The 12,524-nt window shown below is 72.6% G+C and carries 11 protein-coding genes and 1 pseudogene; 7 read left to right on the forward strand and 5 right to left on the reverse strand.

Annotation, left to right across the window (positions count from 1 at the left end; translation table 11 throughout):
• Positions 1-19: 19 nt before the first annotated feature.
• The 4 genes from CRP49_RS14890 to CRP49_RS14905 all read left to right on the forward strand — a co-directional run bounded on the left by CRP49_RS14890 (position 20) and on the right by CRP49_RS14905 (position 3,863).
• Positions 20-571: an RNA polymerase sigma factor gene (locus CRP49_RS14890; protein WP_094217006.1), complete on the forward strand. Its 552-nt coding sequence runs from the start codon at positions 20-22 to the stop codon at positions 569-571.
• Positions 568-1,407 carry a zf-HC2 domain-containing protein gene (locus CRP49_RS14895; RefSeq protein WP_097253793.1) on the forward strand — a complete coding sequence of 280 codons (840 nt, stop codon included), beginning with the start codon at positions 568-570 and terminating at the stop codon, positions 1,405-1,407. The genes CRP49_RS14890 and CRP49_RS14895 overlap by 4 nt, the downstream gene beginning before the upstream one ends.
• A 66-nt stretch (positions 1,408-1,473) precedes the next feature.
• The gene (locus tag CRP49_RS14900; RefSeq protein ID WP_097253794.1) at positions 1,474-2,340 is read left to right on the forward strand and encodes an ABC transporter ATP-binding protein; all 867 of its coding nucleotides are present in this window, start codon (positions 1,474-1,476) and stop codon (positions 2,338-2,340) included.
• Complete coding sequence (locus tag CRP49_RS14905) at positions 2,337-3,863, forward strand: ABC transporter permease (RefSeq protein WP_097253795.1); 1,527 nt, start codon at positions 2,337-2,339, stop codon at positions 3,861-3,863. The genes CRP49_RS14900 and CRP49_RS14905 overlap by 4 nt, the downstream gene beginning before the upstream one ends.
• 30 nt (positions 3,864-3,893) lie before the next feature.
• Here CRP49_RS14905 and mshD read toward each other — a convergent pair whose 3' ends face one another.
• Positions 3,894-4,820, reverse strand: a complete 927-nt coding sequence (mshD, locus tag CRP49_RS14910; RefSeq protein WP_097253796.1) for a mycothiol synthase — start codon at positions 4,818-4,820, stop codon at positions 3,894-3,896.
• A 169-nt stretch (positions 4,821-4,989) separates the two neighbouring features.
• Here mshD and CRP49_RS14915 point away from each other — a divergent pair, with 169 nt between their 5' ends.
• The 3 genes from CRP49_RS14915 to CRP49_RS14920 all read left to right on the forward strand — a co-directional run bounded on the left by CRP49_RS14915 (position 4,990) and on the right by CRP49_RS14920 (position 8,948).
• Positions 4,990-6,783: a bifunctional UDP-sugar hydrolase/5'-nucleotidase gene (locus CRP49_RS14915; protein WP_097253797.1), complete on the forward strand. Its 1,794-nt coding sequence runs from the start codon at positions 4,990-4,992 to the stop codon at positions 6,781-6,783.
• A 166-nt stretch (positions 6,784-6,949) separates the two neighbouring features.
• The gene (locus tag CRP49_RS47865) at positions 6,950-7,072 is read left to right on the forward strand and encodes a hypothetical protein (RefSeq protein WP_257033405.1); all 123 of its coding nucleotides are present in this window, start codon (positions 6,950-6,952) and stop codon (positions 7,070-7,072) included.
• 94 nt (positions 7,073-7,166) lie between these two features.
• Positions 7,167-8,948 carry an ABC transporter ATP-binding protein gene (locus tag CRP49_RS14920; protein ID WP_097253798.1) on the forward strand — a complete coding sequence of 594 codons (1,782 nt, stop codon included), beginning with the start codon at positions 7,167-7,169 and terminating at the stop codon, positions 8,946-8,948.
• 11 nt (positions 8,949-8,959) lie between these two features.
• Here the strand turns inward: CRP49_RS14920 and CRP49_RS14925 are convergent, their stop codons facing one another.
• The 4 genes and pseudogenes from CRP49_RS14925 to CRP49_RS14940 form a co-directional block, all read right to left on the reverse strand.
• Positions 8,960-9,682, reverse strand: coding sequence for a PH domain-containing protein (locus tag CRP49_RS14925; protein ID WP_097253799.1), 723 nt, complete (start codon positions 9,680-9,682; stop codon positions 8,960-8,962).
• Positions 9,683-9,750: 68 nt separating this feature from the next.
• Positions 9,751-9,933: pseudogene (locus CRP49_RS14930) on the reverse strand (pectin esterase); the annotation flags it as partial.
• Between the two features lie 359 nt (positions 9,934-10,292).
• A complete protein-coding gene (locus tag CRP49_RS14935) occupies positions 10,293-11,771 on the reverse strand; it encodes a cell wall metabolism sensor histidine kinase WalK (RefSeq protein ID WP_097253800.1) in 1,479 nt (492 codons plus the stop codon).
• Positions 11,768-12,502: a response regulator transcription factor gene (locus tag CRP49_RS14940; RefSeq protein WP_094217016.1), complete on the reverse strand. Its 735-nt coding sequence runs from the start codon at positions 12,500-12,502 to the stop codon at positions 11,768-11,770. Before CRP49_RS14940 ends, CRP49_RS14935 begins: the two co-directional genes overlap by 4 nt.
• Positions 12,503-12,524 lie beyond the last annotated feature (22 nt).

Below are 12,524 nucleotides of genomic sequence, written 5' to 3' on the forward strand. Positions count from 1 at the left end.
GCTCGTCCGATGAGGAGACGTGAGCACACCACAGAGCGACGGGGAGCTGCTGCGGGCCATCGCCGCGGCCGGGGACCGGCGCGCCTTCGAGGAGCTGTACCGGCGGTACGCGCCCTGGCTGACCGCCCGGCTGCGCAGCCGGTGCGCGGACGCCGGGGTCGTCGACGACGTGGTCCAGGAGACGTTCCTCGCGGTGTGGCGGGGGAGCGCCCGCTACCGCGAGGACGGTGACGCCGGGGACGCGGCCGGGTGGCTGTGGCGGATCGGGTCGCGGCGGCTGGTCGACGCGCTGCGCGGTGACGGGGCGCGGGGCCGGCTGCGGCAGGCGCTCGCCCGGCTGCGGCACCGGGACGAGGCGTCGGCGGAGGAACGCGTGCTCGCGGGGGTGGAGCACGGGGACCTGGCCGGTGCCCTGGTCCGGCTCTCGCCGGAACTGCGGGCGGTCCTGCAGGCCACGGTCGTCGACGGGCTGACCACCCGGGAGGCGGCGGTGCTGCTCGGCATACCGGCCGGAACCGTCAAGACACGGGCGATGCGCGCCCGCAAGCAGCTGCGGGAGGCACTGGCATGAGCTGGCACGTCACCGAAGAGGACGTACGCGCCTATGCGCGCGGTGAGTTGGCGCCCCCGGCACTCTGGTCCGCCGACGCGCACCTCGCCGCCTGCGCCGACTGCCGGGCGCTGCTCGCCGAGGCGAGCGACCCGGCCCTGCTGGACGCCGGCTGGGAGCGGCTGGACGCCGAACTGGACGCACCCCGGCGCGGAGTGTTCGAGGCGCTGCTGGTCCGGCTCGGAGCCGCCGACCACACGGCGCGACTGCTCGCCGCGACCCCGGTGCTGCGCCGCTCCTGGCTGCTGGCGACCGGCCTGGTGCTGATGCTGACGGTGCTGGCGGTGCACGTGATCCACACGCCCGTCCTGTTCCTGGCCCTCGCCCCGCTGGCCCCACTCGCGAGTGTGGCCCTGTCGTACCGGCCCGCGCTGGACCCGACGTACGAGATGGCCGTGGTCGCCCCGCTGCACGGATTCAAGCTGCTGATGATCCGCACGGTCGCCGCGCTCGGCACCGGCCTCGCGCTCAACGGGATGGCCACCCTCGCCCTGCCGGGCTACGGGCTGCTGGCCCTGGCCTGGCTGCTGCCCGCGCTCGCTCTGACCGCGGCCGCGCTCGCCCTCTCCGCCCGCCTCGGACCACTCCTCGCGCCCGCCCTCGTCGGCGGCGGATGGCTGGCGCTGGTGGCCTGGGCGGTCTACACACACGCCGGCGCGACGCCGGTGCCGTTCACCCCGGCCGGCCAGTCGGCAGCGGCAGCCGTCACCGCCTTGGCCGCGGTCCTGCTCTACCGGGCCCGCGACCACTTCGACGCGAGGCCTTACGGGGGCTTCCCGGAACGCGACGGCACGTGACACCTGGGCCGCTTGTCGGCCCCTGTCCTCAGACCCTCCGACAGACCCTCCGACTTGGAGCCCCGCATGACCACCACCGTCTCGGCCGAAGGCCTCACCCTGCGCTACGGCGGTACCGCCGCCCTCGACGGCGTCTCGCTGCGTCTCGCCCCCGGCGTCACCGGGCTGCTCGGGCCCAACGGGGCGGGCAAGACCAGCCTGTTGCGGGTGCTGGCGACGGCCGTGCCGCCGGACCGGGGTGCCTTCACGGTGCTCGGGCACGACCCGGCCACCCCGGACGGCCGGCTCGCCGCCCGCCGTGCCCTCGGCTACCTGCCCCAGACGCCGGGCCACCACCCGGACTTCACCGCCTTCGAGTTCGTCGACTACGTGGCGATCCTCAAGGAGCTGACCGACCGCGCGGCCCGGCACCGGGAGGTGCGGCGGGTGCTGGAGGCCGTCGACCTCGGGGAGGTCCGCGGCAAGCGGATCAAGCGGCTGTCCGGCGGGATGCGGCAGCGGGTCGCACTGGCCGCAGCGCTCGTCGGCGACCCCGGCTTCCTCGTGCTGGACGAACCGACCGTCGGACTCGACCCCGAACAGCGCATCCGGTTCCGGGAGTTGATCGCCGAGGCGGGGGAGGGCCGGACCGTCCTGCTCTCCACCCACCAGACCGAGGACGTGGCGATGCTCTGCCAGTACGTCGTGGTGCTCGCCGCCGGCCGCGTCCACTTCGAGGGCACCCCGGCCGAGCTGACCGCCCGCGCCGCCGGGCGCGTGTGGAGCGGTACCCGGCGCGACCCCGGCGCGAGGGCGGGCTGGCGGACCGGCGACGGCACCTTCCGCAACGTCGGACACCCGCCGGCGGGCGCGCAGCTTCTCGAACCCACCCTGGAGGACGGCTACCTGCTCGTCCTGGACACCCGGCACGACACCACGGAGGCCGCGGCATGAGCACGACCCTCGCGACCGCCCCCGCACCCCGCCGTACCGCGGCCCTCCTCGACCTGGCCCGCTTCGAGGCCCGCGATCTGCTCACCCAGATCCCGGTCCTGCTCTTCGGCCTGCTGTACGTCCTCAACACCGCCGACAACATGTTCGGCGGGCTGGTCGGGAAGGCGGAGGGCATGGACGCCTACCCCGTCCTGCAGAACGTCGACCGCGCAACCCAGTCCGGCGCCCTCCTGCTCTCCCTCGCCCTGCTCGTCTGCGTCAACCGCGCCGCCCTGCGCTCCCGGCGGCAGCACACGGAGGAACAGTTCGACGTACTGGCGATGGGGCGCGCCCGCCGCACCCTGGCCCACGCCCTGTCGGTCGTGCCGTACGCCGCCCTCAGCGCCCTCCTGGCCGCCGTCCAGTTCGGCTGGGCGGCGCTGAAGCCGGGCGCCGCCGGGCACGGCTCGGTCGCCGAACTGGCCGTGGCCCCGCTGGCCGTGCTGCTCTCCGGCGCCCTCGCGGTGCTGCTCGCCCGGGTCGCCCCGCACCCGGTGGCCCCCGCCCTGTTCCTGGTCGTGCTCTACCTCGTCGTGCTGGTCCTCAACACGCTGACCTCCGGCGCGCACGCGGTGCAGTGGCTGTGGCCCACGGTCGGCGAGTTCAGCTCCGACCCGATCCCGTCCGGTCTGCTGGGCCGCCCGGCCGCCTGGCACGCGCTGTATCTCGCCGGCCTGACCGCGCTGTGCGTGGCCCTCGCGGTCCTGGTGGCCGGCGGGCGCACCGGGGCCCTGCGGGCGGTGACCGTGCTGGCCCTCGCCGCCACGGCCGTCGGCGCCGTCGGTCAGGCGCCGGGCGACTCGGCGCGGCTGCGGGCGGCGCGGGAGGCCGCGTACCGGACGCCGGAGAAGCTCCAGTCGTGCGTGGACCGGGGCGGCTCGGCCTACTGCGCCTTCCCGGAGTGGCGGGGCTGGACCGGGCACTGGGCGGCCGTCGTGGACCGGCTCCAGGCGGACGCGGGCGGCCGGGCCGCCACGGTACGGCTCACGGTGCGCCAGAGCATCGGCGAGGTCTTCGACCTCTCCAGCGACAGCACCGCCCTGCCCACCCGCACCCCGGACCAGGTGACCGTGGGCACCCGCTGGGGCGGCAACCGGGTTCCCGAGTTCGCGGTCGGAGTCGCCTCGGTGCTGGTGGCCGGCGACGAGGACACCGCGTCCTCCATGTGCGACGCCCGGGTGGTGACGACCATGTGGCTGGCCCTCGGCTCCGACCCGGACCCGCTGACCACCTTCCGCCACCTCCGCGTCGACGACAGCCTCAGCGGCTCGGGGGTGGTGCTCGCGCCCACCGGCAGCCTGCGCGTCTCGGCCCAGCAGACCGCGGTCGTCAAGCGGCTGCTGGCCCGCCCGCACGACGAGATCGCGGCCCGGGTGAAGGCCCACTGGACCGAGCTGACCTCGTCGCACACGACCACGGCCCAGGCGGCGAAGCTGCTCGGGGTGCGGGTGCCGAAGGGCGCCGACGACTGCGGCGGACGCTGAGCCGCGCTCACATCCGAGTGCGGTACGGGCTCACGTCTCCGTGCGGTACATCAGGTCGGTCTCGTGCGTGGTGAACCCCAGCCGCTCGTAGACCGACACCGCCGCCGTGTTGTCCGCGTCGACGTACAGCATCGCCGCCGGCATTCCCTGGCCGGCCAGATGGCGCAGGCCGATCGTGGTCAGGGCCTTGCCGAGGCCGCCGCCCTGCTCGCCCGGGCGGACCCCGAGCACGTACACCTCGCCGAGCCCCTCCTCCGCGTGCACCTTGGTCCAGTGGAAGCCGACCAGCTCCCCGGCCCGCTCGGCGAGGAAGAACCCGGCGGGGTCGAACCACGCCTCGGCCTTGCGGTCGTCCAGGTCGCGCTGGGTCAGCGAGCCCTGCTCCGGATGGTGCGCGAAGGCGGCCGCGTTGACGGCGAGCCAGGCCGCGTCGTCCTTGCCGGGCTCGAAGGTGCGCACGCTCACGCCCTCCGGCAGCACCGGGTCGGCCAGCTCCAGATCGGTCAACGACCGCCGCATCTGGCGCAGTTCGCGGAACAGGGTCAGCCCCAGCACCTGGGCGAGGTGCCGGGCGGCGGAGTGCCCGCCGTGCGCCCACACCCGCAGCCGCTTGCCCGAGGCGGCGAGCAGCGCCGAGCCCAGCGCCCGCCCGTGCCCGTGCCCGCGGTGTGCGGGGTGGACGACCAGTTCGGCGGCCGGCGCCTCCACCGGGTCGGTGTCCTCCAGCTGGGCGTAGCCGACGAGTTCGTCCCCGACGGACAGCAGCAGATGCGACACACCGGCACGGGCGCCGCCGCGCAGCTGCAACCGCCCCTGCTCGGACACCGGCTGCTGCCCGTCGACGCGGGCGGCCTCGGCGAGCAGCCCGAGCACGGCCTCGGCCCGGTCCGGGTCGAGTGCGGAGAAGGTCTCGATGGAGCGGGAGGGGAAGGGTCGTACGTCGTCGTCGCTGCTCATGCGTACGAGGGTACGGGGCGGGCGGGCGGAAGTGCCGACACCGCAGCGCTTAAAGGAATCACCAAAGGGAAAACAGCATGTAACCATGAACCCCCTGTCGCGCTACGCGCGTTGACCCTAGGCTGCGCCGGAACGGCCACTCGCCACAGCCGACCCACAGGGGGGTCCCATGCCAGCCGCGCCCCGGCGCACCAGACGTCGTACCTACGCCTTCCTCGGCGCGACCGCCGCTCTCGCCACGGCCGCCGCCCTGGCCGCCGCGCTCCCCGCGCAGGCCCACCAGGACCAGGGCGGCCACCCGCTGCCGAGCCGCTACCAGGACGTCCAGCTGCTCTCCTTCAACGACCTGCACGGCAACCTCGAACCCCCGTCCGGCTCCTCCGGCCGGGTCACCGAGCTGCAGCCGGACGGCACGACGAAGACGGTCGACGCGGGCGGCGTCGAGTACCTCGCCACCCACCTGCGCACGGCCCGCGAGGGGCACCCGTACTCCATCACCGCGGCCGGCGGCGACATGGTCGGCGCCTCCCCGCTGCTGTCCGGGCTCTTCCACGACGAGCCCACGATCGAGGCGCTCAACAAGCTGAAGCTGGACGTCACCTCGGTCGGCAACCACGAGTTCGACGAGGGTGCGAGGGAACTGGCCCGCCTGCAGAACGGCGGCTGCCACCCGACGGACGGCTGCTACGCGGACGAGGAGTTCCAGGGCGCGGACTTCCCGTACCTGGCCGCGAACGTGCTGGACGAGAAGACCGGCAAGCCGATCCTGAAGCCGTACTGGATCTGGAAGAAGAAGGACGTCCGGATCGGCTTCATCGGCGTCACGCTCGAAGGCACCCCGAACATCGTCTCCGCCGACGGCGTCAAGGGCCTGACCTTCAAGGACGAGGTCGAGACGATCAACAAGTACGCCAAGGTGCTCCAGCGCCAGGGCGTCCGCTCGATCGTGGCCCTGGTCCACGAGGGCGGCTTCCCGGCCTCGGGCGCGTACAACTACGACTGCGACTCCCCGGGCGCGGGCGCCGGCATCTCGGGCCCGATCGTCGACATCGCGAAGAACGTGACCCCGGCGGTCGACGCGCTCGTCACCGGCCACACCCACGCCGCCTACGTCTGCACGATCCCCGACCCGTCGGGCCGGCCCCGCATGGTCACCTCGGCGGCCTCCTTCGGCCGCCTGTACACCGACACCACGCTGACGTACGACCGCTTCACCGGCGACATCGCGCGTACGGCCGTGAAGTCCGCGAACCACGTGGTCACCCGGGACGTCCCGAAGGCCCCGGACATGACGGACCTGATCTCCCGCTGGAACACCCTGGCGGCCCCCATCGGCAACCGCGCCATCGGCTACATCTCGGCCGACGTCAACAACACCGGCACCGAGTCCCCGATGGGCGACCTGATCGCCGACGCGCAGCTCGCCTACGGCCGGGAGCTGGACCCGAAGACCAGCCTCGCCCTGATGAACCCGGGCGGCGTGCGGGCGGGCCTGACCTACACGGCCAAGGGCGCCGAGGGCGACGGGGTCGTCACCTACGCCGAGGGCTTCACGGTCCAGCCCTTCGCCAACACCGTGAACCTGCAGGACTTCACCGGCGCCCAGCTGGTCCAGGTACTCAAGGAGCAGGTGAGCGGGGCCAACGCGGCGGCCCCCAAGATCCTGCAGCCGTCGGCCGGCCTGACGTACACGCTGGACCTGACGAAGACCGGTGCCGACCGCGTGGTCACCGACTCCATCCGTCTGAACGGCGCGCCGATCGACCCGGCGACCACCTACCGCGTCGCCACCAACAGCTTCCTGGCGGGCGGCGGCGACGGCTTCCCGACCCTCGGCCAGGGCACCGGCGACCTGGTGGGCGGTGACGACCTGGGCGCACTGGAGAAGTACCTGACCGCGCACTCGTCCCCGACGGCACCGCTCGCGCCGCCGGCGGCCGACCGGATCACGGTCGTGAAGTAAAACCCGTGACATAAAACCTGTGTGAATAGCACTGCGGTTCCGGAATAGCCCTGAGAATCTCTCTCAGGGCTATTTCATTGAGGTCTCATCGGAATTGGCCTTTTCCGGCTCTCGAATCCCGTAATGTTTTCCATGTCGAAAGCGAACGACTCGAAAGGAAAAGCCAATGTCTTTCCACAAGCTCGCCCCCGTCAAGAAGCACCACAAGCCCGCCCCGGCCCCGAAGAAGCCGGCGCCGAAGAAGCCCGTGCCCGCGCCGAAGCGTCGGCCGGTCGGTGGCAAGGGCTGAGACAGCGCGCCGTGAGGCGGGGTCATTCGGTGTCGTGTGGTCGCACCGATGGCCCCGCCTCGGCCATGTCCACAGCTGTGGAAAGGAGTTGTCGATGGTGCGGGAAGCCCGCGAGGCCTTTCGCCGGTTCTGGCCGCTGACGCGCGGGGACCGCAGATGGCTGATGGTGATCGTGGCGTGTGTGGTGGTCGCCGCGGTCGCGGAGACCACGGCGATCCTGCTGTTCGCCGAATTGACCGACCACGCCCTGAAGGCCGGTTCGCTGGCCGCCTTCTGGGGGCCGGCCGGTGCCTGGCTCGGGGTGGCCGCGCTCGCCGCGCTGGTCGGCTACCTCGGCAACTCGCTGGCCACCTGGACCGCCGAGAGATTCGTGCTGCGGCTGCGGGCGGCCGTCTTCCGGCATGTGCAGGGTCTGCCGCCGCACTTCTTCCAGAAGCATCGGCAGGGGGACCTGGTCGAGCGGCTCACCGGGGACGTCGAGTCCATCGAGCAGCTGGTGGTGTCGGGTGTGGTGGGGGCCGTCTCCGCCGCGTTCTCCGCCGTCTTCTACGCGTGCGCCGCCTTCTGGCTGCGCTGGGACCTGGCGCTGGCCACCTTCGTCCTCGCGCCCCTGTTCCTGCTCGCCGCCCGCCGCTTCTCCGGCCGTATCCAGCAGGCGTCCCGGGACGAGCGGGTCGCCGACGGCGCGATCACCTCGGTGGTGCAGGAGTCGCTGGGCAACGTCGTGCTCACCCAGGCCTACAACCGGCAGCGGGACGAGGAGCGGCGGCTCGACCGCGAGGCCCGCTCCTGGATGCGGGCCAGTGTGCGCGGGGCGCGGCTGAGCGAGATGTACGAGCAGTTCGTCGAGGTCGTCGAGACGCTGTGCGTGCTCGCGGTCATCGGACTCGGGGTCTGGGAGATCTCGGCCGGCCGGATGAGCCTCGGGCAACTGCTCGCCTTCGCCGCTTTCCTCGGCTACCTGTACCCGCCGATCCGCAGCCTCGGGCAGCTCGGCCTCACCGTCACCGCGGCCACCGCCGGCGCGCAGCGCATCGGGGAGATCCTCGACGCCGAGCCGTCGGTCACGGATCCGGTCGAACCGGTGGCGCCCTGGCCGGTCCAGGGCTGGGTCGGCTTCCACGGCGTCTCCTTCCGCTACCCGGAGTCCCGCCGCGCCTCCCTGAGGGGCGTGGGCTTCACCGCCGGACCGGGCGAGCTGGTCCTGGTCACCGGCGCGAGCGGCGCCGGCAAGTCCACCCTCGCCAAGCTCCTCACCCGCTTCTACGACCCCTCGACCGGCGTGATCACCCTCGACGGCGTCCCGCTCACCGACGTACCGCTGCACTTCCTGCGCGAGCAGATCGCCCTGCTGCCGCAGCAGACGCTGATCCTCAACGGCACCATCCGCGAGAACATCGGCTGCGGCCGCCCCGGCGCCACCGACACCGAGATCGAGCAGGCGGCCCGGGACGCGGCGGCCCACGACTTCGTCACCGCCCTGCCCGACGGCTACGACACCCACATCGCCCCGGGCACGGCCGCGCTCTCCGGCGGTCAGCTCCAGCGCATCGCCATCGCCCGCGCGATGCTGCGCGCCGCCCCGGTCCTAGTCCTGGACGAGCCCACGGCGGGCCTGGACGCGGTGGCCGCCCGCCAGGTCGTCCAGCCCCTGCGCCGTCTGATGTCCGGCCGTACGACCATCATGATCACCCACGACCTGAGCCTCGCCCCGGACGCCGACCGCATCCTGGTCGTCGAGCACGGCCGCCTGGTGGAGGCGGGGACGCACGGGGAACTGCTGGCGCGGGGCGGCGCGTACGCACGCCTGGCGTCGCCGCTGCCGGAGGCGGCCGCGGCACCGGCGCCGGAGGAGACGATGATCCTGCGCTGGTAAGGAGCCGCCGCTCAGCGCTGTCGCAGGGCCCAGGGAACCTGGGACTCCCAGCGCCAGTGCAGCAGGGCGGCGACGGCGGCGAAGGTGCCCAGCGGGAGCCACAGGAAGAGGAGGAGCGTCGGCGGATGCGGCGTGGTGAACCTGAGCACCAGCCACAGCAGGAATCCGCAGAGGAGGGCGATGACGCCGGCGGTGATCGCCCGCTCCCACGCCTTGTGGTGCCCGGCCCTGCGCCGGATCCGCGCCTCCACCTCGGGCCGCTGTTCCCACCCCATGCCCCGGTGCCGGGCGGCGGCCTCTTTCAGCGTGGCGACCTCGGTCGGCGGGTCGTCCAGCTGCCAGCCGTCCATGTGCGGCAGGACGAACCGGCGGCCGTCGGTGTCGTACAGGTACGTGATCCACTTGCGGGAGTACGCGGTGGTGTTCGGCACTGGCTCGGCCCGGATGTCGTAGATCTCGTGCCAGGACCGGCTGCGTTCGGTCAGGGCCCGCCGTGCGGTGATCCCACGGGCCCCGACGAGCGTGCGGGCGCGGCGCATGTACAGCAGCACGTGTGCGGCCAGCAGGAGGTAGCTCGCGGCGAGTGACGCCGGGACCCACTCGGGCATGGTGTGGTGCCGGTTCGTCTGGAAGAAGGCGTTCAGCCCCAGCAGCCCCATGAAGAGGGCTATGAAAGACGATCTCTTCTTCCGCTCGCGGTACTCGCGCTCGATCCCGCCGTCGTACGTGTCCACGCCCCGCCCACCGATCTCTCCTCGGACACTTGTGCGGAGGGATCATAGAGCGGGGCGTCGACGTCAGGTCAGGAGGCGGCGGGCGTCCAGTCCCCCAGCCAGTCCGCGACCTCCTGCTGTGCGGCCTGGGCGTCGGTCAGCTGGGGCCGGTCGCTGCTCGCGGCGCCGGCGCCCGCCCCGGTGTTCCTGTACTCGGCGAACCGGTCGTTCTTCCAGGAGAAGCCGCTCATGTCCGTCCAGGGGGTGGAGGCGGGTACGGCGGCGGTGGCGGCGGATGCCTTCGGCTGGGTACCGGCCCCGAAGAGGCCGTAGGCCAGGGCGCCGGCAGCGGTCACGGCGAGGGGCAGGCCAAGGGCCAGGGCCTGGCGGCTTCTGCGGTGGCGGGGGGTGCGGGGGCTCATGGGCGACTCCAGTCCCGGTGGTGGTGTGGGGTGACTTGGAGTTGCCGCGGGGGCGGGGAAGGTTGCCGCGGCCGTCTCAGCTGCGTCCGAGAGCGGACACCGAACGCGCTGCGCAGAGCCATCGCTGAAGACGCCCCATCTCCTTCCCGACTTCGATGCGCACTGGAGGCGGGCGATCGGCGACACCTACGATGTCGGTCCCGTGTCTTTCACGGAACCTCCGGCGGAGCCGTAGCCGCCCCCGGTAGCCGTACCGTCGCCACCGTGCCGCCGCCCTCCGCCCGTGCCAGCGTCACCTTGCCGCCCGCCTGTTGTACCGTGCGGGCCACGATGGACAGGCCCAGGCCCGAGCCCGGGAGGGCCCTCGCGCTGGGGGAGCGCCAGAAGCGGTCGAAGACGTGGGGGAGTTCGTCGGCGGGGATGCCGGGGCCGTGGTCGCGGACGGTCAGGGCGCCGTCGGTCAGCTGGACCTCGATCGTGCCGCCCTCGGGGCTGAACTTCACCGCGTTGTCGAGGATGTTGACGATCGCCCGCTCCAGGGCGGAGGGCTCCGCGCGGACGAACCAGGCCTCCAGGTCCGCCGTGATCGTCAGCTCAGGACCGCGCAGGCGGGCCCGGCGCAGGGCGGCCTCGACGGTGTCCTGGAAGGAGACGACCTGGACGCGTTCGCCTCGCTGGCCCTCCGAGCGGGACAGTTCCTGCAGGTCACCGATGAGGGCGGCCAGTTCCGTCATCTGCGCCTTCACCGAGGCGAGGAGCGCCTTGCGGTCCTCCGGGGGGAGCGGGCGGCCCGTCTCCTCGCTGCGGGTGAGCAGTTCGATGTTGGTGCGCAGGGAGGTGAGCGGGGTGCGCAGTTCATGGCCGGCGTCCGCGATGAGCTGCTGCTGCAGGTCGCGGGAGCTGGCCAGCGCGGTGGTCATCGAGTTGAAGGAGCGCGAGAGCCGGGCGACCTCGTCCTCGCTCTCGTCCTCCACGGGGATGCGGACACTCAGGTCCTCGGTCCGTGCGACGTGTTCGACGGCCTCCGTGAGCTTGTCGACCGGACGCAGTCCCGCACGGGCCACCGCGAGTCCCGCCGCGCCGGCCCCGATCACTCCGATGCCGGAGACGAGAAGCAGGATCAGGGCGAGGTCGTTGAGGGTGTTCTGGGTGTTCTTCAGCGGGATGGCGACCTGGAGACCAGTGTCCGGATACAGCTGGGGCGGAGTTCCCGGACCCTGGGTGATGGTCAGCGGCTGGGTCAGCACGCGCACCGCGTTGCCCTCGGAGTCAGTGCCGGTCCGCACGAGGTAGTTCTGGTGCACCATGCCGCCGCGGGCCGACGCTTCGGTGATGACCTCGATGTCGGCGGAGGTGGTCTTCACCCGGCCCGCGGAGTTCGCGAACACACAGGCGGTGCCGTCCCGCTTCACGAGCTGGTAGTAGTTGCTGTGGATGCGGAAGCCGCCGATGTCGGACCCGCTCGGCTTCTGCGGGCACGACTCCAGCGTGGTCATCGTGTCCCCCGGCCGCTGGGGCGACGAGGCCTTCAGCAGATCGCTGTCGAGCTGGTCGTACAGCTTCCGCTCCACGATGAACCAGCACGTGACCGACACCGCGGCCACCGCGAACGCGACCGCCGCCGCCACCAGCATCGCGAGGCGCGCGCGGATCGGCAGGGCCCGGTACCGGCGTACCAGCTTGTTCACTCCGCGCCGCCCTGACGAAGGACGTACCCCACACCCCGGACCGTGTGCACGAGCCGCGGCTCGCCGCCGGCCTCCGTCTTGCGGCGCAGGTACATGACATAGACGTCCAGGGAGTTGGACGACGGCTCGAAGTCGAAGCCCCACACCGCCTTGAGGATCTGCTCGCGGGTGAGGACCTGGCGCGGGTGGGCCATGAACATCTCCAGGAGGGTGAACTCCGTACGGGTCAGTTCGACCTGGCGGCCGGCCCGGGTGACCTCCCGCGTCGCGAGGTCCATGCGCAGGTCGCCGAAGGTCAGCGCCTCGTCCTCCTGGGCCTCGGCGGACACGGCCGCCGCGTAGGTGCTGCGGCGCAGCAGGGCGCGGATGCGGGCGAAGAGTTCGTCCAGCTCGAAGGGCTTGACCAGGTAGTCGTCGGCGCCCGCGTCCAGCCCCGTCACCCGGTCGCCCACGGTGTCGCGGGCCGTGAGCATCAGGATCGGCGTGGTGTCCCCCGCGCCCCGGATGCGGCGCGCCGCCGTCAGCCCGTCCATCCTCGGCATCTGGATGTCCAGGACGACCAGGTCGGGCCGGTAGGCCTGGGCCTTGTCCAGCGCGTCCGCGCCGTCGACGGCGACCTGCGTGTCGTACCCCTCGAAGGCGAGGCTGCGCTGGAGCGCCTCGCGGACGGCGGGCTCGTCGTCGACGATCAGGATGCGCTGGGGGTCACGGTCGCCTTCGGCGGGGCTCATCGCTCGCGATTCCTCGGGGTGC

This window comes from Streptomyces sp. Ag109_G2-15, from assembly GCF_900215565.1.
In the GTDB taxonomy this organism is placed as follows: domain Bacteria; phylum Actinomycetota; class Actinomycetes; order Streptomycetales; family Streptomycetaceae; genus Streptomyces; species Streptomyces diastatochromogenes.

Coding starts and splice junctions, on each gene's coding strand:
- CRP49_RS14895 (WP_097253793.1), top strand. CDS start 568: ATGAGCTGGCACGTCACCGAAGAGGACGTACGCGCCTATGCGCGCGGT.
- CRP49_RS14900 (WP_097253794.1), top strand. CDS start 1,474: ATGACCACCACCGTCTCGGCCGAAGGCCTCACCCTGCGCTACGGCGGT.
- CRP49_RS14905 (WP_097253795.1), top strand. CDS start 2,337: ATGAGCACGACCCTCGCGACCGCCCCCGCACCCCGCCGTACCGCGGCC.
- mshD (WP_097253796.1), bottom strand. CDS start 4,820: ATGAGCAGCGACGACGACGTACGACCCTTCCCCTCCCGCTCCATCGAG.
- CRP49_RS14915 (WP_097253797.1), top strand. CDS start 4,990: ATGCCAGCCGCGCCCCGGCGCACCAGACGTCGTACCTACGCCTTCCTC.
- CRP49_RS47865 (WP_257033405.1), top strand. CDS start 6,950: ATGTCTTTCCACAAGCTCGCCCCCGTCAAGAAGCACCACAAGCCCGCC.
- CRP49_RS14920 (WP_097253798.1), top strand. CDS start 7,167: ATGGTGCGGGAAGCCCGCGAGGCCTTTCGCCGGTTCTGGCCGCTGACG.
- CRP49_RS14940 (WP_094217016.1), bottom strand. CDS start 12,502: ATGAGCCCCGCCGAAGGCGACCGTGACCCCCAGCGCATCCTGATCGTC.